Origin of the sequence: Streptomyces sp. cf386 (assembly GCF_900103585.1) — a bacterium.
In the GTDB taxonomy this organism is placed as follows: domain Bacteria; phylum Actinomycetota; class Actinomycetes; order Streptomycetales; family Streptomycetaceae; genus Streptomyces.
Genome location: NZ_FNHV01000018.1, coordinates 63,168 through 88,360 on the forward strand (window position 1 = coordinate 63,168; position 25,193 = coordinate 88,360).

A 25,193-nucleotide genomic window follows, 5' to 3' on the forward strand; every position below is an offset into this window, starting at 1 on the left:
CTTCGGGTTCATGCCCGATTTCACACCCGAGTTCATCACCATCACCGGAGCCAGGGAGAACAACCTCAAGGACGTCACGCTCCGCATCCCGAAAGGCCGGCTGACCGTGTTCACCGGCGTTTCGGGATCGGGGAAGTCGTCGATCGTCTTCGACACGATCGCAGTGGAGTCGCAGCGCCAGCTGAACGAGACCTTCACCTGGTTCGTGCGCAACCGGCTGCCCAAGTACGAGCGCCCGCACGCGGAGGAACTGCAGGACCTCTCCCCCGCGATCGTCGTCGACCAGCGGCCGATCGGGGGCCACTCCCGGTCCACGGTCGGCACGATGACCGACATCTACTCGGTGATCCGGGTGCTGTTCTCCCGGCACGGCACCCCGAGCGCCGGACCGGCGACCGCGTACTCGTTCAACGACCCCTCGGGCATGTGCCCCGAGTGCGACGGCCTGGGCCGGACGGTACGGCCGGACTGGGACCGCATCCTCGACCCCGACCGCTCCCTGGCCGACGGGGCGGTCCGCTTCCCGCCGTTCGCCGCCGGCACCTGGCAGGGGCAGGCGTACACCAACAGCACCGACCTCGACCCGCACAAGCCCGTCGGGCGCTTCACCGCCGCCGAGCGGGAGTTCCTGATGCACGGCCGCCCCGGCAGCAAGGTCACCGTCAACGGCACGGGCGGCACCTGGACGACCGAGTACGAGGGGCTGGCGGATCGTTTCGAGCGGCTCTATCTCAAGCGGGATCTGTCGGCGATGAGCCAGAAGACCCGCGACCTGGTGCGGGAGTTCCTGGCACAGGGCACCTGCCCGGACTGCGACGGAGCCCGCCTCAACGCGGCGGCACTCGCGACCCGCGTCAACGGCCTGACCATCGCCGACTGTACGCACATGCAGGTCACGGACCTGATCTCCGTACTGAAAGACATCGCCGACCCCGTCGCCGGACCGATCGCCCGCGCCGCCGCCACCGCCCTCGAACGCATCGACGCCATCGGCCTCGGCTACCTCAGCCTCGACCGCGAGACGTCCACGCTCTCCGGCGGCGAGGGGCAGCGCCTGAAGACGGTCCGCCATCTGGGCTCCAGCCTCACCGGTATGACGTACATCTTCGACGAGCCCAGTGTCGGCCTGCACCCGCGCGACGTCGGCCGCCTCGGCGATCTGCTGTTGCGGCTGCGCGACAAGGGCAACACCGTGCTGGTGGTCGAGCACGACCAGGACGTCATCGCGCTCGCCGATCACGTCGTCGACATGGGACCGGCGGCCGGTGCGGACGGCGGGCGGGTCGTGTTCGAGGGGACGCCGGGCGAGCTGGCCGGGTCGGGCACGGTGACCGGGCGGTGCCTGGGGCGCCGTACGGCGATCAAGGAGGACGTACGCACGGCGGGCGGCGGGCTCTGGGTGAAGGGAGCCGACCGGCACAATCTGCGCGACGTGACGGTCGAGTTCCCCACCGGGGTACTCACCGTGGTGACCGGGGTCGCCGGATCCGGAAAGAGCACGCTGGTCGCGGAGTTCACCGCCGCTCACGCCGACGCCGTGGTCGTGGACCAGTCGTCGATCGGGATCTCGGCGCGGTCGACCCCGGCGACCTATCTGGGGATCATGGACACGGTACGGAAGATCTTCGCGCGCGAGACGGGCGCCGAGCCGGGGTTGTTCAGCTTCAACTCCTCCGGCGCGTGCGGCACTTGCGAGGGCCGCGGGATCATCTACACCGACCTCGCCTTCATGGACCCGGTGACGACGACCTGCCACGGCTGCGAGGGGCGGCGCTTCAAGGACGAGGTGCTGCGGCTGACCGTCGGCGGCGACTCCGTGGCGGACGTGCTGGAGATGACGGCCGACCAGGCGCTGGAGTTCTTCCAGGAAGCGGGCGTACGACGACGCCTGCGCGCCCTGCGGGACGTGGGACTGACGTACCTCACGCTCGGCCAGCCGCTCTCCACCCTCTCCGGCGGTGAACGTCAGCGCATCAAGCTGGCGACGCGGCTGCACCGCACCGGGGCGGTGTACGTCCTCGACGAACCGACGACCGGACTGCACATGTCGGACGTCGACGGGCTGCTCGGCCTGCTGGACCGGCTGGTCGACGGGGGCAACACGGTCGTCGTCGTCGAGCACAACCTGGACGTGGTGGCGCACGCCGACTGGATCATCGACCTGGGGCCGGATGGAGGCCGGGACGGAGGTCAGGTGATCTTCGAGGGGCCCCCACGGCAGCTCCTCAAAACCTCCGGCTCCTTCACCGCGGAGCATCTCAGGAGGGCCACAGCCTGACCCCGAGGGTTTTGTACGGGCGGGTAGGCCCTGCATGATGGCGGACCGGTGCCCCATACATCAGGGGGCACCGAAGCCTGCCACTGATCCGGAGATCCCGTCGTGCCCAGCAAGAAGGCCCTCGTCCGCCGCCCGAGCCCGCGCCTCGCCGAAGGGCTGGTGACGCACATCGAGCGGGAGAAGGTCGATGCCGATCTCGCGGTCGAGCAGTGGGAGACGTACGTGGAGGCACTGCGCAAGCACGGCTGGGAGACCGTCGAGGTGGACCCGGCCGACGACTGCCCCGACTCGGTGTTCGTCGAGGACACGGTCGTCATGTACCGGAACGTCGCGCTGATCGCCCGGTCCGGTGCCGAGTCCCGGCGGGACGAGACCATCGGCGTCGAGGAGGCCGTGGCCTCGCTCGGCTGCTCGGTCAACTGGATCTGGGAGCCGGGCACGCTGGACGGCGGCGACGTCCTGAAGGTCGGCGACACGATCTACGTCGGGCGGGGCGGCCGCACCAACGCGGCCGGCGTCCAGCAGCTGCGGGCCGCCTTCGAGCCGCTGGGGGCGCGGGTCGTCGCCGTGCCCGTGAGCAAGGTGCTGCACCTGAAGTCGGCGATCACCGCGCTGCCCGACGGAACGATTCTGGGCCGCATCCCGCAGCTGGACGCCCCGTCGCTGTTCCCGCGCTTCCTGCCGGTGCCGGAGGAGTCCGGTGCGCATGTGGTGCTGCTCGGCGGCGACAAGCTGCTCATGGCGGCGAGCGCGCCGAAGACGGCGGAGCTGCTCGCCGACCTCGGCCACGAGCCCGTCCTGGTCGACATCAGCGAGTTCGAGAAGCTCGAAGGGTGTGTGACATGCCTCTCGGTGCGGATGCGGGAGCTGTATGCCTGACCGGGCCGAACGGATCTCTCTCAGCCCCGGGACCTGCGGGTCGTGGGGCGTTTCGCATGCCCGTGAAATCCCGACGGAACGGCTGCTGATCAGCGGTGTTTACGCCGCCCTTAACCTACGGCTTCGTAACCTACGGTTTCGTAGCCTACGATTCCGTAGGTTCCGGCAACCGCTCGCCGGTCATCTTCCTTGTGTCGTGCGTCCCCAGGAGTTCCCGTGACGATCGCTTCCCCTCACCTCGGCAGCCCCGCCGTCTGGACCGACGCCAAACTGCTGTACGCGCTGGAGGAAGTGGTCGAGAAGGAACTCAACCGGCATCTGAAGGTCACCAAGGACTGGATGCCGCACGAGTACGTGCCGTGGAGCGACGCCCGTAACTTCCCCGGCTTCTTCGAGGACGGCGAGGCCTGGGACAAGGAGCAGTCCAAGGTCACCGAGATCGGCCGCATCGCGCTCGTGGTGAACCTCCTGACCGAGGACAACCTCCCCAGCTACCACCACGAGATCGCCACTCTCTTCGGCCGTGACGGCGCCTGGGGCACCTGGGTGCACCGCTGGACCGCCGAGGAGGGCCGCCACGGCATCGTGATGCGCGACTACCTGCTCGCCTCGCGCGCGGTGGACCCGGACAAGCTCGAGCAGTTCCGGATGGCCCACATGAGCGAGGGCTTCGAGTCGGACAACCGCCACTCGATGCTGCACTCGATCGCCTACGTCGCCTTCCAGGAGCTCGCGACCCGTATCTCGCACCGCAACACCGGCCACCAGTCCGGTGACCCGGTCTGCGACCGCATGCTGGCGCGCATCGCGACCGACGAGAACCTCCACATGGTCTTCTACCGCAACCTGCTGAAGGCCGCGTTCGAGCTCGCCCCCGACCTCACCATGCAGGCGGTGCGTGACGTCGTGGTCAACTTCCGCATGCCCGGCCACGGCATGCCCGGCTTCGAGCGCGCCGCCGCGCAGATGGCCATCGGCGAGGTCTACAACATGCGCATCCACCACGACGACGTCCTGCAGCCCGTCCTGCGCTTCCTGAAGATCATGGAGATCGACGGCCTCGGCCCGGAGGGGCAGAAGGCACAGGAGGAGCTGGGCCTGTACATGGGCGGCCTGGACTCGGAGGCCTCGAAGTTCGACGAGAGGCTGGCGGCCCGCAAGGCCCGGATGGCGGCTCGGGCGGCGAGCTGATCGACGCGGTCCTGCCGGGGCTCGGCGGGGAGGCTGACGGGTAGGTCGGCGGCTTCGGCGGCGGACTGACCGGCAGGTTCACGGCCGAGGGCTCGGGCGGGGAGGCCAGCGGGTAGGTCGGCGACCGGCTGCTTCGGCGGCGGACTGACCGGCAGGTTCACGGCCAGGAGACTCGGGCGGCGGAGGCCGGCGGGCAGGCCTGCGGGCAGGCCTGCGGCCGACGCTCGACTCGGGTCGGGTCGAGCCGGAAGGTGACGGGCATTTGGTCGGGCTGCGACACGAGCGGAAGCTCACCCGCACTCCCCTGGCCGACGAAACGAGCGAGGGCGGACGGGCGCTTCCTCCGGCCGACGGCTCGGGCGGGAGCCGACCGGACGATGGAAGGCGGCGAGTTCCTCCTCGCCGATGACGGTTCGGCCCCGTCGCCCATCGTCCCCGCCCATGTCCCGGCCGTGCCGTGCCGTAAGTCCGAGTGGCCCCGGGCCGGATTCGAACCGGCCTCTCCGGCCTGACGAGGCGGCGATTCCGCCTCTGTTTTGCAAGGCCCGCGGACACACCCCGAGAGTCGGATTCGAACCGCTGTCGGTCACCTGGGCGAGGCGAGTGGGCCTGCCTCCGTGCCGACCCGGATCCCAACCACAGCCCTGACAGCAGCCGGGCCGGGCGTTCAGCGGGACGTGCGTCGGAGTTCCAGGCGTTCCTTCTCCGAGAGGCCGCCCCAGACTCCGAAGCGTTCGTCGTTGTCCAGTGCGTACTCCAGGCAGGTGGAGCGGATCGGGCACAGGCCGCAGATCCGCTTCGCCTCCCGTACCGAGCTGCCCGGCTCGGGGAAGAAGAAGTCCGCCCCGGTCTGTGCGCACAACGCCTCCTGCTGCCAGTCCAGGTCGGGCGAGGTGATCGTTGTGATCGTGTCGATGTGCATGCGCAGGATCGTGCCGGTCGGCGAAAAACGTTCGATCAACGCGGGATCAACGCCGCGCCGGAAGGCCTCCGCCCGACCCGATGGTCCCCTCCCCCGCACCACGGCGCACGGCGGCGCGCGCGGAAACCGGTGAAAACACGGAGACTGCGACCGGTCACCGAGGGTGACCCCATCCGTCACCGCCATCGGGGTCACGGTTCCGGCGGCGATTGTCAGTGGGCGGTGCAAGACTCGGCAGAGCAGACAACGGGACCCTTCCGAGGAGGGCGATGATGCTCACCACCCGTTACGTCACCGGCGCGCCGAACTGGATCGACCTCAGCACCCCGGACATCGAGGGCGCCGGCGCCTTCTACCGCGACCTGTTCGGCTGGCGGTTCCAGCCGGGCGGGCCCGAGACCGGCGGCTACGGCTTCTTCCAGCTCGATGGCAGGACGGTGGCCGGCGGTATGCAGACCACCGAGGAGCAGGGTCCGCCCTTCTGGACGGTGTACTTCCAGACCCCGGACGCGGACGCCACCGCGAAGACGGCCGAGCAGGCGCACGGCTCGGTGCTGATTCAGCCCATGGACGTGCTGGACCTGGGCCGCATGGCCATCCTCGCCGACAAGGCGGGCGTGCTCTTCGGCCTGTGGCAGCCCGGCACCAACAAGGGCCTCGACGTCGTCCAGGAGCCCGGCTCGCTGTGCTGGCTGGAGCTGTACACCACGGACGTACCGGCCGCCGCGGGGTTCTACAACGCGACGCTGGGCATGGAGACCTTCGCCCTCGACTTCTACGGCGGCACCTACACGACGTTCAGCCCTGCCGGCGCCGGGGAGGACGCCATGTTCGGCGGCGTCGTCGACAAGTCCGACGACCCGGCGGAGGCGGAGGGCCCCGCGTACTGGCTGCCGTACTTCGAGGTCAGCGACACGGACGCCACGGTCGCCAAGGCGCGGGAACGGGGCGGCACGGTCCGCATGCCGCCCACGGACCTGCCGGACGTCGGCCGCATCGCCAAGCTCGCCGACCCCTACGGCGCACGCTTCGCGGTGATCAAGAGCGCGCCGGCTCCGAACTGAGCGACCCACGACTAGAGACGAGACGTTCCGTTCTGTTACAGTGAGCGCGTGACTTTCTACTTCTTCCTCTGAGTCCGGGCACGGCCGACGCCGCCGTTTCCGCCGCCCGTAGACCCTTCACCCCCTCAGGGAAAGTCACATGCGCGAACGCGCCCACGCCTCCATGCCCGCTGCCGTGGCGCAGCTGTCCGTCAAGGGCGTCACCAAGTCCTACGGCACCCGGCTCGTCCTCGACCAGGTCTCCTTCACCGTCCGCCCGGGTGAGAAGGCCACCGTCATCGGCGAGAACGGCTCCGGCAAGTCCACCCTGCTCCGGCTGCTCGCCGCCATCGAGGCGCCGGACACCGGGGAGCTCACCGTCGGCTTCCCCGGCGGCACCGGCCACCTCGCCCAGACCCTCGACCTCGACCCGGACCGCACCGTACGGGACGCGATCGACCTCGCCCTCGCCGACCTGCGGGACATGGAGCGCCGGCTGCGCGCGGCCGAGGAGCGCCTCGGGGAGGCGTCGGAAGACGAACTCGCCGCGTACGGCGAGCTGTTGATCGTGTACGAGGAACGCGGCGGTTACGAGGCGGACGTCCGCGTGGACGCCGCGATGCACGGGCTCGGGCTCGCCGGGATCACCCGCGACCGCGTGCTCGGCTCGCTCTCCGGCGGCGAGCAGTCGCGGCTCGCCCTCGCCTGTGTCCTGGCCGCCGCTCCCGAGCTGCTGCTCCTCGACGAGCCGACGAACCACCTCGACGCGGCGGCCGTGCGCTGGCTGGAGGAGCATCTGCGCACGCACCGCGGCACCGTCGTCGCGGTCACGCACGACCGCGGCTTCCTGGAGCGCATCGCCACCACGATCCTCGAGGTCGACCGCGACGCGCGCACCGTGCACCGGTACGGCGACGGCTGGGCCGGCTACCGCGCCGCGAAAGTCGCCGCCCGACGCCGCGCGGAGCAGGAACACGCGGACTGGGTTGAGGAAGTCGCCCGTACCGAGGAGCTGCTCGACGCCGCCGGGAAGCGGCTGGCCACCACTGGCAAGGACCCGCGGCAGGGCTTCGGCAAGCACCGCCGCTCGCACGAGGCGAAGCTCGGCGGGCAGGTGCGCGCGGTCCGCGAGCGGCTGGCCCAGCTGCGGCGCAATCCCGTGGCAGCCCCACCACAGCCCCTTCGGTTCACCGCGGCACCGCCGACATCGGACGGCGGGCATCCCGTGGACCGCCCGCTCGCCGAACTCGACGGCGTGGCGGTCGGCGAGCGGCTGCGGCTGGACGGGCTGCTGTCCGTCACGCCCGGGCAGCGGCTGCTGGTCACGGGAGATAACGGGGCAGGCAAGACGACGCTGCTGCGCGTCCTGGCCGGCGACCTGCAGCCGGACGCGGGCGCGGTGCGCCGTCCCGCCCGGATCGGGTATCTGCCACAGGAACTGCCCGCACGCTCCACCCGGCTCCCGCTGCTCGCCGCCTTCGCGGCCGGACGGCCCGGGCTGCCGGACGAGTACGCCGAACAGCTCCTGGCGCTGGGCCTGTTCCGTGAGGAGGACCTGCACGTCCCGGTCGCCGCGATGTCCGCCGGCCAGCAGCGGCGGCTGCAGATCGCGAACCTCGTGACCCGGCCCGCCGACCTCCTCGTACTCGACGAGCCGACCAACCACGTCGCCCTCGACCTGGTCGAGGACCTGGAGTCGGCGCTCGCGGCGTACCCGGGCGCAGTGGTCGCGGTCTCGCACGACCGCGGCTTCCGCGAACGGTTCCCGGGGGACCGGCTCGCACTGCACGACGGCCGGACGGCTGCGGGGCCCTTGCGCGCGTCCGCGCCCTGATCCCTGGTCGGACGACCCGCACGAACGACGTCCGCGCCCGGGGCTCCCGGTGGCACGGCCTACGCGGACAACGCCGTGCCCGCGGAGCCCCGGTCGGACGACCCATGCGGACAACGCCCGTGTCCGGGAAGCCCGGCCGTACTACCTACGCGGCCAACGCCCGTGTCCACGGGCCCCGGTCCGGCGACCCACGCGGACAACGCCCGTGCCCGGGAAGCCCAAGACTGACGACCCCACGCGGACACGGTCTGTGCCCGGCAAGCCCCAGCCGAACCACCCACACGGAAAATCCCCGTGCCCGGCAAGCCCGGCCCTACGCCCTACGCCGACGCCCGCCGCACCAGCGTCGTAGGCAGCACCACACTGGACGGCGCAGCGCCGACGCCCTGGTCGGCTGCGTGACGGTCGAGCCCCCGCAACAGCAGGCGAGTCATCAACCGGCCCATTTCCTCGATGTCCTGACGGACCGTCGTGAGCGGTGGGTCGGTCTGTTCCGCCACCGGCAGCATGTCGTCGAACCCGACCACGGCGACGTCGTCCGGCACCCGCCGCCCCGACTCGCGCAGCACCCGCAACGCCCCCGCCGCGGTGAGATCGTTGGCGGCGAACACCGCGTCCAGGTCCGGGCAGCGGGCGAGCAGCTCTCGCATCGCCCGTTCGCCGCCGGCCGGCGTGAAGTCGCCCTCGACGATGAGCTGCGGATCGGCGTCGACCATGACGTCCCTGTATCCGTCGAGCCGGTCCACGGCCGACGTCTGGTCGAGGGCCCCGGCGATGTGCGCGATGCGGCTGCGGCCGAGGCCGATGAGATGCCGTACGGCGTCACGCGCGCCGCCCCGGTTGTCGGTGTCGACGTAGACCACGCCCCGCCGGTCGCCGCTCCAGCCGGGCCGTCCGCCGAACACGGTGGGCACTCCGGCGCGCTGGATCAGTCCGGGCAGCGGGTCGTCGAGGTGCAGCGAGAACACGAGCGCCCCGTCGACATGCCCGCCGGCGAGGTAGCGGGCGACGCGGGCGTGATCGTCGCGGCCCTCGGTCAGCAGCAGCACCAGCTGGTTGTCGTGGGCCGTCAACTCCTTGCTGATGCCTCGGAGTTGCAGCGCGAAGAAGGGATCGGCGAAGACGCGGGTCTCCGGTTCGGCGACGACGACCGCGATGGCGTCGTGCCGCCGGGTCACCAGGCTGCGGGCGGCCTGGTTGGGTACGTACCCGAGCTCCTCCACCGCCGCGCGCACCCGCTCGACGAGGGGTTCCCGCACCCCGTCCCCGCCATTGACCACCCGCGACACGGTGGCCCGCGAGACCCCGGCGCGTGCGGCCACGGCTTCCAGTGTGGGACGCGGGGCGGTCTCGGTCACTGCGCGGCTCCTCCTCGGTGGGTGCGGATCAGGATAGCCCCGAGGTGGGTGGACTGGTGAGAGCGCTCTCGCATGGGCGGGGCCACACCCGTACCGAACATCTTCAGAGCGATACAGAGCGGTACAGAGCGGTCCGAGTCACTCCAGTAGATCCACCCGCCGCCCGACGCCCTCCCGCTCCGCCGCCCGATACGCCAGCCGGCTCAGGGCCAAGTCCTGCCACGGCAGCCCGACCGGCGCGTAGACCGTACGGCTTTCGGCGCTCACGCGCCCCGGATGCTCACCCCGCAGCACCTCCCCGAGCGTGGCGTCGGCGGCGGACGCCGAAAGGCCCGCCGCCGCCAACGCCCCCATGCTCGCGGCGAGTTCCCGGTCGTCCACGACCAGCAGCGCGGCTCGCAGCAGGTCGGCCGCCAGCTCCTGCTTGCCGGGCTCGTCCACACCCAGGCTCGTGAAGTGCTGGCCATCCCGTGTGTCCGGCAGCCGCAGCAACGGGGTTCGGGCCCAGGTCGCCAGCAGTACGGTGTCGGCCGCCGCCGCGACCTCCTGCGGCGAGCCCACGGCCCGGCCGTCGTGCCGTTCGGCGAACGCGGAGGCCCGCTCGGGGTCCGTGTCATGGACGACGAGTGCACGATGCGGCCGCAGCACCGCCAGCCCCCGCACCATCAGCTCGGCCTGCGCCCCCGCGCCGATCACCCCGAGGACCTCTCCGTCGCCGGCCAGCACATGCGTGCCCAACGCCGCCGCCAGCCCCGTACGCCATGCCGTGACCGTCGACGAGTCCAGCAGCGCCAGCAGTTCGCCGTCCCGTCCGCTGTGCAGGCAGATCACCCCGCGCAGGGCGGGCCGCGCGCCCGGGAACTTGGCGTTGACCTTGACCGTGTACGCCTCGACGCCCGGCAGGAGTCCGGGCAGCAGGGCGGTCGCCGTGCCGGGGAACGGCAGATCGGTCCGCACCCGCTGCCCCGCGACCGGTACGGCGTCCGCGCACCGAAATCCCTCGGCCAGCGCGGCGAGGCACGCCTCCGGCTCCAGTACGGCTTCCAGGTCACCGCGTGTCAGAACAAGCGTCACCCGGACATGATCCCTCAGTGTTCGTGCGCGGCCCCCGAGCTCGACTCATGACCGTGCTCGTGCGGGTCGTACCCCGGAATCGTCCCGTCCGCCTTCTTCACCAGGAACAGCCCCACCATCCCCATGTCCGAATGGCTCTGCACATGGCAGTGGTACATCCACGCCCCCGCGCCGACCCCCTCCCCCGCGATCACCTGGAACCCGAACGAGTCCGCCGGGCCGACGATCTTGTTGTCGATGACCGGACTCGGGTCGTCGGGGCCGGTGAGCATACCCGTGCGGTTGTCCGCCCAGCGATGGCCGTGCATATGGAAGGTGTGGTAGTACTCGCCGTGCGTGATCATCACGAACTCGACGCGATCGCCCACCGTGGCCTCGAAGTTGGGGCCGGTGTGCGCGGGCTTGTTGTTGATCAGCATGTCGTTGAAGACGACGGTGTGGGTCGCGTCCGGGAGGATGTCGCCCTTGCGCCGCACGATCACCGGCCCGTACAGGCCCTTTCGGATGCCGCCGGTGCCGTGCTCCGTACCGACGACGTGGTCGTGGTAGTGCCAGTAACCGGCGCTCCCCGCCCGCCAGGTGCCGTCCTTGCGGCGACCGGGGGCGTGGGTGCGCCAGGTGTAGGTGCGGGTGCCGCCGGGCTCGACGTCGCTCTTGTTCAGCTTCGTGCCGTCGCTGGTGATCTCGTAGTCGAGGCCGTGGACGTGCAGGCTCACCGGCACGTCCATCGTGTTCTCGAACTCGATGTGCGCGGTGTCGCCCTCGTTGAGCTCGATCAGCGGGCCGGGGATCGTCGCCTTGCCCTTCTCGAAGCCGTAGCCCATCTGACCGTCGGCGAGCTTCTCGGCGTACAGCTTGAGGTGCCGGACCTCGCCGCCGGCCGGCGCGGTCTTCGGTGGTGTGTCGGCGCCCATGGCCTCGGGTGCCGATGCCAGCGACAACGATGTCGCGGCGGTCGCGCCACCCAGCAGTACACCTCTGTTGAAGGTACGCCTGTTGAAGCTGCGTCTGTCCATGCCGAACTCCCCACGGCGGTACGGAATTTACGGGGATGAACCGCTGAGACGGTACCGGCCGTTCCCTCGTTTATCCACACTCAGGACAAAGTTGGTCCCAGTGCGGTCATAGGTATTGGCGAGTCGTTCAAAGGGGTCTAGCTTCCTTGTCGCTGTTGCTGTGACCGTGGAGGTGCCCATGCGCTTACGAGGTTTAAGCACGAGAAGACAGACCTGGGTGGCCACCGTGACCGCCGGGATCGTCGCGGCCGGGCTGATGTCGGCCCCGGCCGCTGACGCGCGCCCGGCCCCGGAGCCACCCCTGACAACGATGTCCGTCAAGTCGCCGCCGGGCGGCGCCCATGTGCGTGTGCTGGTCTTCTACGGATCCGCGGCCGCAGGCGAGGAGTCGCCCCTGGTGAACGCCGGCATCGAGGCGATCGAGAAGATCGGCCTGTCCGGCGCGACCGACCAGCGCTTCAAGACCGAGGCCACGAACGACGCCTCGGTCTTCACCGATGAGACCAAGTTGGGCCGCTTCAACGCGATCGTGTTCCTGACGGGCGGCGGCGACGTCCTCGACCCCGAGCAGGAGGCGGGCCTGGAGGCCTACATGGAGGCGGGCGGCGGTTTCGTCGGCATCCATGACGCGGCGCGCGCCGAGCCGTACTCCGACTGGTTCACCGGCCTCGTCGGCGCCCGCCCGGCCGCCGCCAGCCCAACGGCCGTACAGCGTGCGGTGGTCGAGGTCGGCGACCGGCGGCATCCGGCCACCAAGGACCTGCCGGTGCAGTGGAAACGTCCCGACCAGTGGTTCAACTGGACGAAGAACCCGTCGGGCGAGGTGCACACCGTGGCCCGGGTGCGCGAGTCGACGTACCAACCGGGTGACAGCAAGAACGGCTGGGACCACCCGGTGAGTTGGTGCCGTGACTACGACGGCGGTCGCTCCTTCTACACCGGCATGGGCGGCACGGTGTCGTCGTACGACGAGACCGACTTCCGTACGCATCTGCGCGGCGCCCTGCTGTGGACGACCCGGCTGGTCCAGGCCGACTGCAAGGCCACCATCACCGGCAACTACAAGGCCGAGCGCCTCACCCGGGCCAACCAGCCCGGCCAGAACGACCAGATCGGCGAACCGCACGGCCTGGTCACCGCCCCCGACGGCCGGGTCCTCTACATCGGCCGGGGCGGCGCCGACTCCTCCCAGCCGGTGGTCACCGACTGGAACAACCCGGACATCGGCAAGGGCAAGGGCGAGATCCACGTCTACGACCCGAAGACCAAGCAGGTCACCCTGGCCGGGGCGTTGACCGTCTTCGGCAACAAGGGCGGCGGCGACGAGCTGATCAAGGTCGAGGAAGGGCTTCTCGGTATCGAGCTGGACCCGCGGTTCGAGGAGAACGGCTGGGTGTATCTGCACTACACCCCGCACTCTCAGCTCAACCGTGACACCCGGATGGCCGACCGGCGCGTCTCCCGCTTCACGCTCGACCTGGCCACGAACAAGCTGGACCTGAGCAGCGAGAAGGTGCTGCTCAAGTGGCCGGTGCAGGTGCACAGTTGCTGCCACTCGGGCGGCGGGATGGCCTGGGACTCCAAGGGCAACCTGTACATCGCGACCGGCGACAACAACTCCAGCCGCTTCAGCGACGGTTACTCGGGCAACAACCCCGAGCCCAACTACAAGGGCGTCTCCTTCGCCGACGCGCGCCGCACCGCCGGCAACACCAACAACCTCAACGGCAAGATCCTGCGCATCCACCCGGAGCCGGACGGCACGTACACCCTGCCGGAGGGCAACCTCTTCACGGGCAAGGAGACCGACGAGGGCGGCGGCAAGACACGCGGCGAGATCTATGTGATGGGCGTCAGAAACCCCGCTCGCATCTCCGTCGACAAGCAGACCGACATTCTCTACGCGGGCTGGGTGGGCCCGGACGCCTCGGCGCCCTCGACCACATGGGGCCCGGCGAAGTACGACACCTTCGCCGTCATCACCAAGGCGAGCAACCGGGGCTGGCCGTACTGCATGGGCAACAAGCAGCCCTACCGGGACCGCAATCTGCCGGATCCGAGCAAGCCGCTGGGCTGGTACGACTGCGACCACCCGAAGAACGAGTCGCCGAACAACGACGGTCTCGTCAACCTCCCGCCGGTCACCGGCAACAACATCTGGTACTCGCCCCAGGGCGGCGCCCCGGACTTCCCGCGCGACGCGAACGGCGTGCCGTCGTACAAGCAGGAGGAGTCCACCTATCAGCTGCCGTGGCTCAAGGGCGGCGGGCAGGCCGCGATGAACGGGCCGGTCTACCGGTACGACACGGCGAGCACCAGCGGGACCAAGTGGCCGGCCTACTGGGACGGCAAGTGGTTCGTCGGCGACTTCTACGACGCCGACCAGCCGCGCAACGCGGTGATCACCGACCCGAAGACGCACGGTGACGGCGGTCTGCCGGTGCACTCGGAGTCACTGAAGAAGATCGTGCCGATCGGAAACGACGGCATCAAGAACCTCATGGACTGGAAGTTCGGTCCGGACGGCGCGCTGTACGTGCTCGACTACGGCCGGGGCTTCTTCACCTCGGACGCCAAGTCGGCGCTGTGGCGGGTCACTTACACGGGCGGCGGCGCGACTCCGGCAGCCGACCAGCTGGCGAGAGGAGGAGCCCAGTGATCCGCAGACGACGTCAACGAAGAGTCTGGACGGCCCTGGTGGCCGTGCTGCTCGTGATGCTGGGGCTGCAGTCCGCGCCCGTCGCCGCCGGACAGCCCGACGCACCGACCGTGTCCGCCGCGCAGGTGCTCAACTGGACCGCGGGCGACGACATCACCAAGTACACGACAGCGCCCGTGACGGCCGTCGCCGGGCAGACGACGATCGTCTTCGAGAACAGCACGGCGACCGGCAACACCACCGGAATGCCGCACACGTTGACGTTCGACACATCCGACCCCGAGTTCAACAACGACGTCCAGCTCAACATCCTCGCCAACCCGAACGACGACCAGGGCGGCAAGCACACGGCCGAGGTCACGCTCACCCCCGGCCGCTACCGCTACTACTGCACGATCCCCGGCCACGGGCAGATGCAGGGCATCCTGGTGGTGACCGAGGGCAGCGGCGAGGACACGACGGCGCCCGAGGCCTCGGCGCACGTCAGCGGTACGCAGAACTCGCAGGGCCAGTACGTCGGTTCGGCGAGCGTGGCGATCCACGCCACCGACAACGAGGGCGGCTCCGGGGTCGACCGCGTCGAGTACGCGATCGGCGACACGGGCGCCTGGCAGCCGTACACCACCCCGGTCGTCGTCGACCAGGTCGGTGACCACAAGATCCGTTACCGGGCCCTCGACAAGGCGGGGAACGTCTCGGCGGAGAAGAACGTCACGTTCACGGTGGTCCCGCCGCCGACCGACGACACGACGGCGCCGGAGACCTCGGCGGCCGTCAGCGGCGAGCAGAACCCCGACGGCACGTACATCGACATGGCGACCGTCACCGCCTCCGCCTCCGACACCGGTTCCGGCGTCAACACCATCGAGTACGCGATCGGCGACGGCGCCTGGCAGCCGTACACCGCTCCGGTGATGGTGCACCAGGTCGGGGCCCACACGGTGCGCTACCGGGCCACCGACAAGGCGGGGAACGTCGCGGCCGAGAAGAACGTGCAGTTCACGGTGGTCGCGGCGCCCCAGCCGGACACGACCGCGCCGGTGACCGGTGTGACCGTCGAGGGCACGAAGAACTCGTCCGGGGCGTACGTCGGCAACGCCAAGGTCACCGTCACGGCGACCGACGAGCACCACGGCTCAGGAGTCGACCGGATCGAGTACTCGATCGACGGCGGACCGTACCTCGCGTACGGCGCCCCGGTGGTCGTCGACCGGGCGGGCACCCACACCCTCGCCTACCGGGCGACGGACAAGGCGGGCAACACCTCGGCGGCCCGCACGGTCACCTTCACCGTCGTGTCCGGTCAGGTCCCCGCGCCCAACTGCCCGGAGTTCGACGAACGGTTGACGGTGATCGTCGGCACGGTCGACTCAGGTGTCCCGAACCGGCTCACCAACAGCCGGTGCCGGATCAACGAGTTGATCGAGGACGAGAAGGAGTGGACGTCCCACGCGCTGTTCCTCAAGCATGTGACGACGGTCCTGGACAAGCTCCTCAAGGACGGGGTCGTCGACGAGCGCGAGTACAACGCCATCCGGAAGGCGGCCCGGCAGTCCGGGATCGGCAAGCCCGGCCAGACCGAGGGCTATCGCACGATCCTCGACGGCAGCGCGGCGTCGTTCGCCAAGTGGCAGCAGGTGGGCGGCGGTTCGTTCGCACCGAACGGCGACGGCTCGATCACCAGCGGCACGAGCAAGCCCGGCCTCGGCATGCTGTGGTTCCCGGAGCGCAAGTACGGCGACTTCTCGCTCAAGCTCCAGTGGCGTGACGACGCCCCGGGCACCGGGAACGCCAACTCGGGCGTCTTCGTAAGGTTCCCGTGGGTGCACGACCACCCCGAGGAGTCACGGCCCGAGTGGGTCGCCATCAAGTACGGGCACGAGGTGCAGGTGCTCGACCGTCCCGACGGCGACATGTACAAGACCGGCTCGGTCTACGGCTTCGACCGGGTGGGGCTCGCCGGTGCCGGCGTCACCCAGAAGGGCACGTGGAACGACTACGAGATCCGTGTGGTCGACCAGCACTACTCGGTCTACCGCAACGGCGTGCTGATCAACGAGTTCGACAACACCGGCGGCCAGGACTTCGTCCCGCCCCGCTCGGACGACCCGGGCACGGACGGGCGCAGGTTCGCCTCCGGTTACATCGGGCTCCAGGTGCACGGCACGACGGACGTGGTCTCGTACCGGGACATCCGGATCAAGGAGTTGTAGGTCCCTCTTTGCGGGCCCTGCTCGGCTGTACCCGCTTGGGTTCTCCCGGCATCTTCGGATACTCGGGCGGGTACGGCAGATCACCGAGCCCGTGGTCGCGCTCGTCCTTGTTGGCCAGCTCCAGCAGCGCGTCGAGCGAGAAGCGATGGTCGTCCATGTCCGCGTGCACGTCGCCCAGTTCGGCGAAGCGCGCGGGCATGGTCGCGATGTCGAAGTCCTGGGGGTGGGCCACGCCGACCTCGTCCCAGCGCAGGGGCGCGGAGACCGGGGCGTGCGGGCGGGGCCGTACGGAATAGGCCGAGGCGATGGTCCGGTCCCGGGCGGTCTGGTTGTAGTCGACGAAGATGCGCTCGCCCCGCTCCTCCTTCCACCACTTGATCGTCACCTGCTCCGGCATCCGGCGTTCCAGCTCCCGGCCGACCGCGATGGCGGCCCGCCGGACCTGGGTGAAGGTCCAGCGCGGCTCGATGGGCACGAACACGTGCAGGCCCCGGCCGCCGGAGGTCTTGGGCCAGCCGCGCAGGCCGCCGAACTCGTCGAGGACGGCGCGCAGTTCATGGGCGGCGCGGACGGCGTCGTCGAAGTCGGTGCCGGGCTGCGGATCGAGGTCGATGCGGAGTTCGTCGGGGCGGTCGACGTCGTCGCGGCGGACGGGCCAGGGGTGGAAGGTGAGCGTGCCGTACTGGGCGGCCCACAGGACGGCGGCCTCCTCGGTGGGGCACATCTCGTCGGCACTGCGGCCGCTGGGGAAGGTGATGTGGGCGGTGGGGATCCAGTCGGGCATGTTCTTGGGCGCCCGCTTCTGGAAGAAGTTCTCGCCGGTCACGCCGTCCGGGTAGCGCTCCAGGGTGGTGGGGCGGTCCCGCAGGGCGCGCAGGATGCCGGGGCCGACGGCGATGTAGTACTGGGCGAGGTCCAGCTTGGTGAAGCCCCGCTCCGGGAAGAAGACCTTGCCGGGACTGGACAGGCGCACCTTCCGGCCGCCCGCCTCCAGCTCCACCGCTTCACCCATGCGAGCCACGGTAGGCCCACCGCCCACCCCTCGCACACTGGGCGGCGGCTGCATTGTGCGCGCAGAATCGGACCATGGACCTTCCGGTGATGCCGCCCGTGAAGCCGATGCTCGCCAAGTCGGTGGCGAAGATCCCGCCGGGCATGCAGTACGAGGCGAAGTGGGACGGGTTCCGGGCGATCGTGTTCCGTGACGGGGACGAGGTCGAGCTGGGGAGCCGTACCACCAAGTCGCTGACCAGGTACTTTCCCGAGCTGGCGGCGGGGTTGAAGGCGCGGTTGCCGCAGCGGTGTGTGGTGGACGGGGAGATCGTGATCGCGCGGGAGGGGCGGCTGGACTTCGACGCGCTCACCGAGCGCATCCACCCGGCCGACTCCCGGGTGCGGATGCTGGCCGAGCGGACGCCTGCGTCGTTCGTGGCCTTCGACCTGCTGGCGCTGGCGGACCAGTCGTTGCTGGAGACCCCGCTGGCGGATCGGCGGGCGCTGCTCACCATGGCGTTGTCCGGGGTGACGGAGCCGGTGCATGTGGCACCGGCGACGACCGACATCGAGACGGCGCAGGGGTGGTTCGAGCAGTACGAGGGAGCCGGGCTGGACGGGGTGATCGCCAAGCCGCTGACCCTGCGCTATCTCCCGGACGAGCGCGCCATGTTCAAGATCAAGCACGAGCGGACGGCGGACGTGGTCGTCGCGGGCTACCGCCTGCACAAGAGCGGACCGGTCGTGGGTTCCCTGTTGCTCGGCCTGCACGACGAGCAGGGCACCCTCCAGCATGTGGGCGTGTCGGCCGCGTTCTCGATGAAGCGGCGCGCGGAGCTGATCGAGGAGCTGGAGCCGCTGCGCATGGCGGATGCCGAGGGCCATCCCTGGGCGGCCTGGGCCGAGGAGGCGGCGCACGAGTCGGCCCGGCTGCCGGGCGCGCCGAGCCGCTGGTCGGGCAAGAAGGACCTGTCCTGGGTGCCGCTGAGACCGGAACGGGTGGCCGAGGTGGCGTACGACCACATGGAGAACGGCGTGCGCTTCCGGCACACGGCCCGCTTCCGCCGCTGGCGCCCGGACCGCACCCCCGAGAGCTGCAGCTACGCGCAGTTGGAGGAGCCGGTGCGCTACGACCTGGCGGAGATCTTCGCGCCGCAGGCCTGACGAGACAGGTCTGACGAGACAGGTCTGACGAGACAGGTCTGACGAGACGAAGCAGGCGTCAGGGCTTCATCAGCACCTTGATCGCGCCCTCCTGCTTGCGCTGGAACATCTCGTACGCGTGTGGGGCATCGCTCAGCGGCACGCGGTGCGTGGCGAAGTCGTCGACGCCGAGGGGGTCCTCGTCCGTCAGGTACGGCAGGATGTCGTCGCTCCAGCGGCGCACGTTGGCCTGGCCCATCCGGATCTGGAGCTGCTTGTCGAAGAGGGTGACCATCGGCAGCGGGTCCGCGGTGCCGCCGTACACGCCGGACAGGGAGATCGTGCCGCCGCGCCGGACCAGGTGGATGGCCGTGTTGAGCGCGGCGAGCCGGTCGACGCCGAAGCGTTCGGCGAGCGGGCCGCCCAGCTTCCGCGGCAGCATCGCGGAGGCCTGCTGCGCCAGCCGGGCGGCGGCGCTGCCGTGCGCCTCGGTGCCGACCGCGTCGATCACGGCGTCGGGGCCGCGGCCGTCGGTCTCGTCGCGGATCGCGGCAACGAGTTCCTTCTCGTCGTGGAAGCTCCTCAGGTCGTACGTCTCGACACCCCGCTCCCGCGCCCGCCGCAGCCGCTCGGGCACCAGGTCCACGCCGAACACGCGCCCGGCGCCCCGCACCTGGGCGACCCGGCAGGCCATGTCGCCGATGGGGCCGAGTCCGAGCACGGCGATGCTGCCGCCCTCCGGGACCTCGGCGTAGCTGACCGCCTGCCAGGCGGTGGGCAGGACGTCGGAGAGGTAGACGAAGCGGTCGTCCGGCGGCCCTTGCGGGATCTTGATCGGACCGAACTGCGCCTGCGGGACCCGCAGGTACTCCGCCTGGGCGCCCGGCACCGAGCCGTACAGGCGGGTGTAGCCGAAGAGGGCGGCGCCCATCCCCTCGCCGGTGACCTGGGTGGTCTCGCACTGGGTCGGCAGCCCGGTCAGGCACATCCAGCAGTTGCCGCAGGCGATCTGGAACGGCACGACGACCCGGTCGCCCGCCTGCAGGTCCGGCACCCCGGCACCGACCTCCTCGACGATGCCGATCGGCTCGTGGCCGAGGATGTCGCCCGGGGTCATGAACGGGGTGAGCACCTCGTAAAGATGCAGGTCGGAGCCGCACAGCCCGCTGGACGTGATGCGGATGACCGCGTCCGTCGGCTCCTGGATCCGCGGATCCGGCACGTCCTCCACGCGCACCTCGCGCTTTCCCTGCCAGGTCACAGCCTTCATCGCCGCGCGCTCCCTCCGTCACTCGTGCGCGTCCGCACTTGTGGTGGCCGCCGGGTACCCCGGCGGTCCACGCCGCATACACCAACCGGCCGAATCCACCGACCGGCCACCCGAACCAGGGTCGACCGACGGAGTGAACAAGGCGGTCGAAAGCAATCGAATGTGGGCACCAATAAACCGATAAGCACACAATTGACGAGACGGACTGGGCGGGTGGTGGCGGGTGACCATGAGGGTCGGGCAACGAGCGACACGCACAAGACGCGCCAGGACGACGGCGCTGCTGGCCGCCGTACTGGCCGCTTCCCTGGCGGCCGGCTGCACGACGTCCGACGACCCACGCGACGACGGGCGCGGCCAGGGGCAGTCACCGGCGCCGAGCGGGAGCGGAAGCCGGCAGGCCCATGGGTCGGTGCTCGCCGTGAAGATCGACAACGTCCGCGCCGCGCGACCCCACACGGGCCTGAACGAGGCGGACATCGTGTACGTCGAGCAGGTCGAGGCCGGGCTGAGCCGGCTGATGGCGGTGTACGCGCAGAAGCTGCCGAAGGTCATCGGGCCGGTGCGCAGCGCCCGCGAGACCGACCTTGAGCTGCTGGGTCAGTTCGACCGGCCGACACTCGCCTTCTCCGGGGCGCAGGGCAAGCTCCTGCCACTGATCGACAAGGCACCGCTGCAGGCGGAGCCGCCCGGCAAGGCCTCCGACGCCTACTTCCGCAGCCCGTACAAACGCTCGCCGCACAACCTCTACCTGCGGCCCGCCCGGCTGATGCCGTCGGCGCCGGGCACAGACGTCCTGACGACCGGCTTCCGCTTCGGCGCCGCCCCCGAGGGCGGCAAGCCCGAGACCTCCCGGACGGTGCGCTTCGAGGCGGCCCAGTACACGTTCACCTGGTCCAGGAGCCAGGACCGCTGGCTGGTCGCCATGGACGGCAAGGCCGCCGCGACGTCGGACGGGAAGCCGATGACGGCCGGGACGGTGATCGTCCAGTACGTGAAGGTGCACAAGTCCGAGTTCCACGACTCCCTCGGCAACCACACGCCGTACACCGAGACGGTGGGCTCAGGGACGGCGTCGGTGCTGCGCGACGGACGCGCCTACGACGACGTGCGGTGGGAGCGCCCGACGGCCACGGACGGCACGACGTTCACGACCCGCGACGGCAAGCCGATGAACTTCCAGCACGGACAGGTGTGGGTGGTGTTCGCGACGGCGCCCTGACCGGCCCGAGGGTCAGGGCTGTGCGACGAGGGGTTCCGCCGGATTGCGGAGTCCCTCGGCCGCGTCCGCGACCCGACGGATCAGGTCGAAGAACAGGGCCTGCTCCTCGCCGGAGAGCGGGGCCAGGAACACCTGGTTCATCCGGGCCGTGCGAACGGTCAGCTTCTTGTGCGTGCGCAGCCCCTCGTCCGTGAGCCGCAGCAGGAAACGGCGGCCGTCCTGGGGGTCGCGCACCTTGTCGAGGAGCCCGCGGCGGCCGAGCCGGCTGATCACCTCGGCGATGGTGGACCGGTCGAGCCCCACCCGCTCCCCTACGGTCCGCTGGTCCAGGCCCGGCTCGGCGACGAGCGTGTTGAGCACGGCGAACTGGGGCGAGGTGATCTCCTCGGAGACCATCGTGTTCCACAGCAGGTAGTGCGCCTGCTGGAGCCGCCGGGCCAGATGCCCGGGGTGGGTGGTGAGGTCCACGGCGGCCATGCGCGCTCCCCTGGTCGGATTCGTCGGTGCACTGAACAATACCTGGCCGTGGCGCGACTGTCTGCGCTGCACGCGCTCTGCTGATACTGCATTTACCGAGGTCTTGACGGACTTCCCGCTCCAGTGGCAGCGTGAAGGAGAACCTCGAAGAAATAATCAGTGCCCTGACTAATCCGGGTGCTGGGAGCTCGGAAGAGATGGGGCTTCTCGGATGGACAAGGTGGTCGCCACGGCGCTGGAGGCGGTGGCCGATGTGGGTGACGGTGCGTCGCTGGCGGTGGGTGGTTTCGGGCTGAGTGGTGTGCCGAATGTGTTGATCCAGGCGTTGTTCGAGCGCGGGGTCTCGGGGCTGTCGGTGGTGTCCAACAACTGCGGGGCGATGGAGTCCGGGCTGGCGGTGTTGCTGGCGGCGGGGCGGATCGTCCGGGTGACGGGTTCCTATATCGGGGGGAACAAGGAGTTCGCCCGTCAGTATCTGGCGGGTGAGCTGGAGGTGGAGATGATCCCGCAGGGCACGCTGGCGGAGCGGTTGCGGGCCGGTGGTGCGGGTATTCCCGCGTTCTTCACGCCGGCCGGGGTGGGTACGCAGGTCGCCGACGGCGGGCTGCCCTGGCGTTACGACGGGGAGGGTGGGGTGGCGCTGGCCTCGCCGCCGAAGGAGGTGCGGGAGTTCGACGGGGCCGAGTATGTGCTGGAGCGGGGTATCCGTACGGATTTCGCGCTGGTGCGAGCGGCGAAAGGGGACCGGCACGGGAACCTGGTGTTCAACAAGTCGTCGCGGAACTTCAATCCGCTGGCCGCGATGGCCGGGCGGATCACGATCGCCGAGGTGGAGGAGCTCGTCGAGCCCGGCGAGATCGAACCGGACGCGGTGCATCTGCCGGGGATCTTCGTGCAGCGCGTGGTCGCCCTCACCGCGGATCAGGCCGGGGACAAGCGGATCGAGAAGCGGACGGTGAGCAACTGATGGCCTGGACACGCGAGGAAATGGCCGCCCGCGCCGCGCGCGAGCTCCAGGACGGCCAGTACGTGAATCTCGGCATCGGTCTGCCGACCCTGATCCCCAACTATCTTCCGCCCGGCGTCGAGGTGATCCTGGAGTCGGAGAACGGCATCCTGGGCACCGGCCCCTACCCTGGCGAGGATGAGGTCGATCCGGATCTGATCAATGCCGGCAAGGAGACCGTGACGGTGCTGCCGGGGGCGTCCTTCTTCGACTCGGCGTTGTCGTTCTCGATGATTCGGGGCGGGCACATCGATGTCGCCGTGCTCGGCGCCATGCAGGTGTCCGAGAGCGGTGATCTGGCCAACTGGGCGATCCCCGGGAAGATGATCACCGGGATCGGTGGGGCGATGGACCTGGTGCACGGGGCCCGCACGGTCATCGTGGTGATGACGCACACCGCGAAGGACGGTTCGGCGAAGATCCTCGCGGAGTGTGCGCTGCCGCTGACCGGCAAGGCGTGTGTGAACCGGATCATCACCGACCTCGGCGTCCTCGACGTCACCGACGACGGGCTCGTCCTCGTCGAGACCGCGCCCGGCGTCGCCGTCGACGAGATCATCGGCAAGACCGACGCCAAGCTGACCGTCGCGGAGGCACTGCTGTGAACACCGTCTACCTTGTCGATGCGGTCCGCACGCCGGTCGGCCGCTACAACGGCGCCCTCGCCTCCGTCCGCCCGGACGATCTGGCCGCGCACGCCATCCGTGAACTCCTCGCCCGCACCCCCGACTTGGATCCGTCGCGGATCGAGGACGTGTACGTCGGCAACGCCAACGGCGCGGGTGAGGAGAACCGCAACGTGGCCCGGATGGCCGCGCTGCTGGCCGGCCTGCCCACCAGCGTGCCGGGCGTGAGTGTCAACCGGCTGTGCGCGTCGGGGCTGGAGGCGGTCATCCAGGCGGCCCGTGCCATCGCGGTCGGTGACGCCTCCATCGCCGTGGCCGGCGGGGTGGAGTCGATGACCCGCGCCCCATACGTGCTGCCCAAGTCGGACAAGCCGTTCCCGGCCGGACACGCCGACCTGTACTCCACCACCCTGGGCTGGCGCATGGTCAACCCGAAGATGGACCCGCAGTGGACCATCCCGCTCGGCGAGTCGGCCGAACTCATCGCCGACAAACACAAGATCAGCCGTGAGCAGCAGGACGAGTTCGCTCTCGCCAGTCACCAGAAGGCCGCGCGCGCCCAACAGGCCGGTCTGTTCGACGCCGAGCTGGCGCCGGTGAGCATCCCGCAGCGCAAGGGCGACCCGGTCGTCTTCGGCGCCGACGAATCCGTACGGCCCGATGCGTCGCTGGAGGCGATGGCCAGGCTCAAGCCCTCGTTCCGCACGGAGAACGGCACCGTCACCGCGGGCAACGCCTCCCCCCTCAACGACGGCGCCGCCGCCCTGCTCCTCACCGACGAGGAGGGCCTGAAGGCCACCGGCCGCGAGCCCCTCGCCCGGATCTCCGCCACCGGCGTCTCCGCGCTCGACCCGCACTACTTCGGCCTCGCCCCCGTCGAAGCGGTCACGCGTGCCCTGGCCAAGGCAGGCAAACAGTTCGGCGACCTGTCCGTCCTGGAGCTGAACGAGGCCTTCGCCGCCCAGGTGCTGGGCTGCGTCGCCGAGTGGCCCGAGTTCGACCCGGCCATCCTCAACCCGCAGGGCGGCGCCATCGCCCTCGGCCACCCGCTGGGCGCCTCCGGTGCCCGCCTCGCCGGCACCGTCGCCCACCAACTCGCCCGCAAGGGCAGCGGCATCGGCGTCGCCACCCTCTGCATCGGCGTCGGCCAAGGACTCGCCCTCGTCCTCGAACGCTGACTCCTCGAACGCCAAGAACCCCCGAGGAAACCCCAATGACTCTCACGCAACACGACATCGACCAGGAAATCGCCGCTGAACACGCCGCCTATGAGAAGCGTGTCGCCGACGGCGCCCCCGTCGAGCACCAGCCGCGCCGCGACTACGCCCCGTACCGTTCCTCGGTCCTGCGTCACCCCAAGCAGCCGCCGATCTCGATCGACGTCACCAAAGACCCGGAGCTGGTGGAGCTGTCCGCCCCCGCGTTCGGGGAGCGGGACATCACCGAGATCGACAACGACCTCACCCGGCAGCACAACGGTGAGCCGATCGGTGAGCGGATCACTGTCGAGGGCCGGCTCCTCGATCGCGACGGGCGCCCGATCCGTGGGCAGCTCGTCGAGATCTGGCAGGCGAACTCGGCGGGCCGCTACGCGCACCAGCGTGAGCAGCACGACGCCCCGCTGGACCCGCACTTCACGGGCGTCGGCCGGACGCTGACGGACGACAGCGGCTTCTACCGCTTCACCACCGTCCAGCCGGGCCCGTACCCGTGGCGCCAGCACGTCAACGCCTGGCGGCCGGCCCACATCCACTTCTCGCTCTTCGGTTCGGCGTTCACGCAGCGGCTGGTGACACAGATGTACTTCCCGAGCGATCCGCTGTTCCCGTACGACCCGATCATCCAGTCGGTAACGGACGACGCGGCCCGGCAGCGGCTGGTCGCCACGTATGACCACAGCCTGTCGGTGCCGGAGTTCTCCATGGGCTACCACTGGGACATCGTGCTCGACGGCCCGCATGCCACCTGGATCGAAGAAGGGCGCTGACC

20 protein-coding genes and 1 tRNA gene are annotated in these 25,193 nt (G+C 70.1%); 13 read left to right on the top strand and 8 right to left on the bottom strand.

Translation table 11 applies throughout. From position 1 onward, the window contains the following. The first annotated feature begins 10 nt into the window (after positions 1–10). The 3 genes from BLU79_RS36125 to BLU79_RS36135 all read left to right on the top strand — a co-directional run bounded on the left by BLU79_RS36125 (position 11) and on the right by BLU79_RS36135 (position 4,348). Entirely contained in the window at positions 11–2,278 is a 2,268-nt protein-coding gene (locus BLU79_RS36125; RefSeq protein ID WP_093910220.1) for an ATP-binding cassette domain-containing protein, read from the top strand. 102 nt (positions 2,279–2,380) lie between these two features. Then, positions 2,381–3,157: a dimethylargininase gene (gene ddaH, locus BLU79_RS36130; RefSeq protein ID WP_093910221.1), complete on the top strand. Its 777-nt coding sequence runs from the start codon at positions 2,381–2,383 to the stop codon at positions 3,155–3,157. Between the two features lie 216 nt (positions 3,158–3,373). Continuing rightward, positions 3,374–4,348: an acyl-ACP desaturase gene (locus tag BLU79_RS36135; RefSeq protein WP_093910222.1), complete on the top strand. Its 975-nt coding sequence runs from the start codon at positions 3,374–3,376 to the stop codon at positions 4,346–4,348. Positions 4,349–4,821: 473 nt separating this feature from the next. On the opposite strand, the gene BLU79_RS48420 is transcribed toward BLU79_RS36135, so the two are convergent. Together BLU79_RS48420 and BLU79_RS36140 are read right to left on the bottom strand one after the other, a co-directional pair. After that, positions 4,822–4,894 (bottom strand) — tRNA-Thr (locus BLU79_RS48420). 121 nt (positions 4,895–5,015) lie between these two features. After that, positions 5,016–5,270 carry a WhiB family transcriptional regulator gene (locus tag BLU79_RS36140; RefSeq protein ID WP_177001316.1) on the bottom strand — a complete coding sequence of 85 codons (255 nt, stop codon included), beginning with the start codon at positions 5,268–5,270 and terminating at the stop codon, positions 5,016–5,018. A 272-nt stretch (positions 5,271–5,542) separates the two neighbouring features. Between BLU79_RS36140 and BLU79_RS36145 the strand changes: the two genes are divergently transcribed. Together BLU79_RS36145 and abc-f are read left to right on the top strand one after the other, a co-directional pair. Further along, the gene (locus tag BLU79_RS36145) at positions 5,543–6,334 is read left to right on the top strand and encodes a VOC family protein (RefSeq protein ID WP_093910321.1); all 792 of its coding nucleotides are present in this window, start codon (positions 5,543–5,545) and stop codon (positions 6,332–6,334) included. A gap of 139 nt (positions 6,335–6,473) precedes the next feature. Then, complete coding sequence (gene abc-f, locus BLU79_RS36150) at positions 6,474–8,147, top strand: ribosomal protection-like ABC-F family protein (RefSeq protein WP_093910224.1); 1,674 nt, start codon at positions 6,474–6,476, stop codon at positions 8,145–8,147. Between the two features lie 320 nt (positions 8,148–8,467). Here abc-f and BLU79_RS36155 read toward each other — a convergent pair whose 3' ends face one another. From BLU79_RS36155 to BLU79_RS36165, 3 genes are all read right to left on the bottom strand, one after another. Beyond that, on the bottom strand, positions 8,468–9,505 hold the full coding sequence (locus BLU79_RS36155; protein WP_093910225.1) for a LacI family DNA-binding transcriptional regulator: 1,038 nt from the start codon (positions 9,503–9,505) through the stop codon (positions 8,468–8,470). 138 nt (positions 9,506–9,643) lie between these two features. Continuing rightward, complete coding sequence (locus tag BLU79_RS36160; protein WP_093910226.1) at positions 9,644–10,579, bottom strand: ornithine cyclodeaminase family protein; 936 nt, start codon at positions 10,577–10,579, stop codon at positions 9,644–9,646. A gap of 14 nt (positions 10,580–10,593) precedes the next feature. Next, the gene (locus tag BLU79_RS36165) at positions 10,594–11,595 is read right to left on the bottom strand and encodes a multicopper oxidase domain-containing protein (protein WP_093910227.1); all 1,002 of its coding nucleotides are present in this window, start codon (positions 11,593–11,595) and stop codon (positions 10,594–10,596) included. Positions 11,596–11,773: 178 nt separating this feature from the next. Here BLU79_RS36165 and BLU79_RS36170 point away from each other — a divergent pair, with 178 nt between their 5' ends. Both BLU79_RS36170 and BLU79_RS36175 read left to right on the top strand, forming a co-directional pair. Further along, on the top strand, positions 11,774–14,254 hold the full coding sequence (locus BLU79_RS36170; RefSeq protein ID WP_177001317.1) for a ThuA domain-containing protein: 2,481 nt from the start codon (positions 11,774–11,776) through the stop codon (positions 14,252–14,254). 56 nt (positions 14,255–14,310) lie between these two features. Next, a complete protein-coding gene (locus tag BLU79_RS36175; RefSeq protein WP_093910323.1) occupies positions 14,311–16,467 on the top strand; it encodes an OmpL47-type beta-barrel domain-containing protein in 2,157 nt (718 codons plus the stop codon). On the opposite strand, the gene ligD is transcribed toward BLU79_RS36175, so the two are convergent. Next, positions 16,454–17,479 (bottom strand): non-homologous end-joining DNA ligase, encoded by a 1,026-nt coding sequence (gene ligD, locus BLU79_RS36180; RefSeq protein WP_093910228.1) that lies wholly within the window; start codon positions 17,477–17,479, stop codon positions 16,454–16,456. The two genes, BLU79_RS36175 and ligD, sit on opposite strands and share 14 nt — an antisense overlap. Before the next feature lie 74 nt (positions 17,480–17,553). On the opposite strand from ligD, the gene BLU79_RS36185 reads away from it, so the two are divergent. Next, complete coding sequence (locus BLU79_RS36185; RefSeq protein ID WP_093910229.1) at positions 17,554–18,624, top strand: ATP-dependent DNA ligase; 1,071 nt, start codon at positions 17,554–17,556, stop codon at positions 18,622–18,624. Positions 18,625–18,682: 58 nt separating this feature from the next. Here BLU79_RS36185 and BLU79_RS36190 read toward each other — a convergent pair whose 3' ends face one another. Continuing rightward, positions 18,683–19,873: a zinc-dependent alcohol dehydrogenase gene (locus BLU79_RS36190; protein ID WP_093910230.1), complete on the bottom strand. Its 1,191-nt coding sequence runs from the start codon at positions 19,871–19,873 to the stop codon at positions 18,683–18,685. A 229-nt stretch (positions 19,874–20,102) separates the two neighbouring features. Here BLU79_RS36190 and BLU79_RS36195 point away from each other — a divergent pair, with 229 nt between their 5' ends. Then, entirely contained in the window at positions 20,103–21,095 is a 993-nt protein-coding gene (locus BLU79_RS36195; protein WP_093910324.1) for a DUF3048 domain-containing protein, read from the top strand. Positions 21,096–21,107: 12 nt separating this feature from the next. Here the strand turns inward: BLU79_RS36195 and BLU79_RS36200 are convergent, their stop codons facing one another. Then, positions 21,108–21,572 carry a MarR family winged helix-turn-helix transcriptional regulator gene (locus BLU79_RS36200; protein ID WP_093910231.1) on the bottom strand — a complete coding sequence of 155 codons (465 nt, stop codon included), beginning with the start codon at positions 21,570–21,572 and terminating at the stop codon, positions 21,108–21,110. A 211-nt stretch (positions 21,573–21,783) separates the two neighbouring features. Here BLU79_RS36200 and BLU79_RS36205 point away from each other — a divergent pair, with 211 nt between their 5' ends. Genes BLU79_RS36205 through pcaH form a run of 4 tightly spaced genes read left to right on the top strand, consistent with a single transcriptional unit; the run spans position 21,784 to position 25,191 of the window. Further along, positions 21,784–22,539 carry a CoA transferase subunit A gene (locus BLU79_RS36205; protein ID WP_093910232.1) on the top strand — a complete coding sequence of 252 codons (756 nt, stop codon included), beginning with the start codon at positions 21,784–21,786 and terminating at the stop codon, positions 22,537–22,539. Continuing rightward, entirely contained in the window at positions 22,539–23,183 is a 645-nt protein-coding gene (locus BLU79_RS36210; RefSeq protein WP_093910233.1) for a CoA transferase subunit B, read from the top strand. The genes BLU79_RS36205 and BLU79_RS36210 overlap by 1 nt, the downstream gene beginning before the upstream one ends. Then, a complete protein-coding gene (locus BLU79_RS36215; protein ID WP_093910234.1) occupies positions 23,180–24,382 on the top strand; it encodes a thiolase family protein in 1,203 nt (400 codons plus the stop codon). The genes BLU79_RS36210 and BLU79_RS36215 overlap by 4 nt, the downstream gene beginning before the upstream one ends. Positions 24,383–24,417: 35 nt before the next feature. Further along, positions 24,418–25,191, top strand: a complete 774-nt coding sequence (gene pcaH, locus BLU79_RS36220; RefSeq protein ID WP_093910235.1) for a protocatechuate 3,4-dioxygenase subunit beta — start codon at positions 24,418–24,420, stop codon at positions 25,189–25,191. The last annotated feature ends 2 nt before the right edge of the window (positions 25,192–25,193 follow it).

Coding starts and splice junctions, on each gene's coding strand:
- BLU79_RS36125 (WP_093910220.1), top strand. CDS start 11: ATGCCCGATTTCACACCCGAGTTCATCACCATCACCGGAGCCAGGGAG.
- BLU79_RS36140 (WP_177001316.1), bottom strand. CDS start 5,270: ATGCACATCGACACGATCACAACGATCACCTCGCCCGACCTGGACTGG.
- BLU79_RS36145 (WP_093910321.1), top strand. CDS start 5,543: ATGCTCACCACCCGTTACGTCACCGGCGCGCCGAACTGGATCGACCTC.
- abc-f (WP_093910224.1), top strand. CDS start 6,474: ATGCGCGAACGCGCCCACGCCTCCATGCCCGCTGCCGTGGCGCAGCTG.
- BLU79_RS36165 (WP_093910227.1), bottom strand. CDS start 11,595: ATGGACAGACGCAGCTTCAACAGGCGTACCTTCAACAGAGGTGTACTG.
- BLU79_RS36170 (WP_177001317.1), top strand. CDS start 11,774: ATGCGCTTACGAGGTTTAAGCACGAGAAGACAGACCTGGGTGGCCACC.
- BLU79_RS36175 (WP_093910323.1), top strand. CDS start 14,311: ATGCTGGGGCTGCAGTCCGCGCCCGTCGCCGCCGGACAGCCCGACGCA.
- ligD (WP_093910228.1), bottom strand. CDS start 17,479: ATGGGTGAAGCGGTGGAGCTGGAGGCGGGCGGCCGGAAGGTGCGCCTG.
- BLU79_RS36185 (WP_093910229.1), top strand. CDS start 17,554: ATGGACCTTCCGGTGATGCCGCCCGTGAAGCCGATGCTCGCCAAGTCG.
- BLU79_RS36190 (WP_093910230.1), bottom strand. CDS start 19,873: ATGAAGGCTGTGACCTGGCAGGGAAAGCGCGAGGTGCGCGTGGAGGAC.
- BLU79_RS36195 (WP_093910324.1), top strand. CDS start 20,103: ATGAGGGTCGGGCAACGAGCGACACGCACAAGACGCGCCAGGACGACG.
- BLU79_RS36200 (WP_093910231.1), bottom strand. CDS start 21,572: ATGGCCGCCGTGGACCTCACCACCCACCCCGGGCATCTGGCCCGGCGG.
- BLU79_RS36205 (WP_093910232.1), top strand. CDS start 21,784: ATGGACAAGGTGGTCGCCACGGCGCTGGAGGCGGTGGCCGATGTGGGT.
- BLU79_RS36210 (WP_093910233.1), top strand. CDS start 22,539: ATGGCCTGGACACGCGAGGAAATGGCCGCCCGCGCCGCGCGCGAGCTC.
- pcaH (WP_093910235.1), top strand. CDS start 24,418: ATGACTCTCACGCAACACGACATCGACCAGGAAATCGCCGCTGAACAC.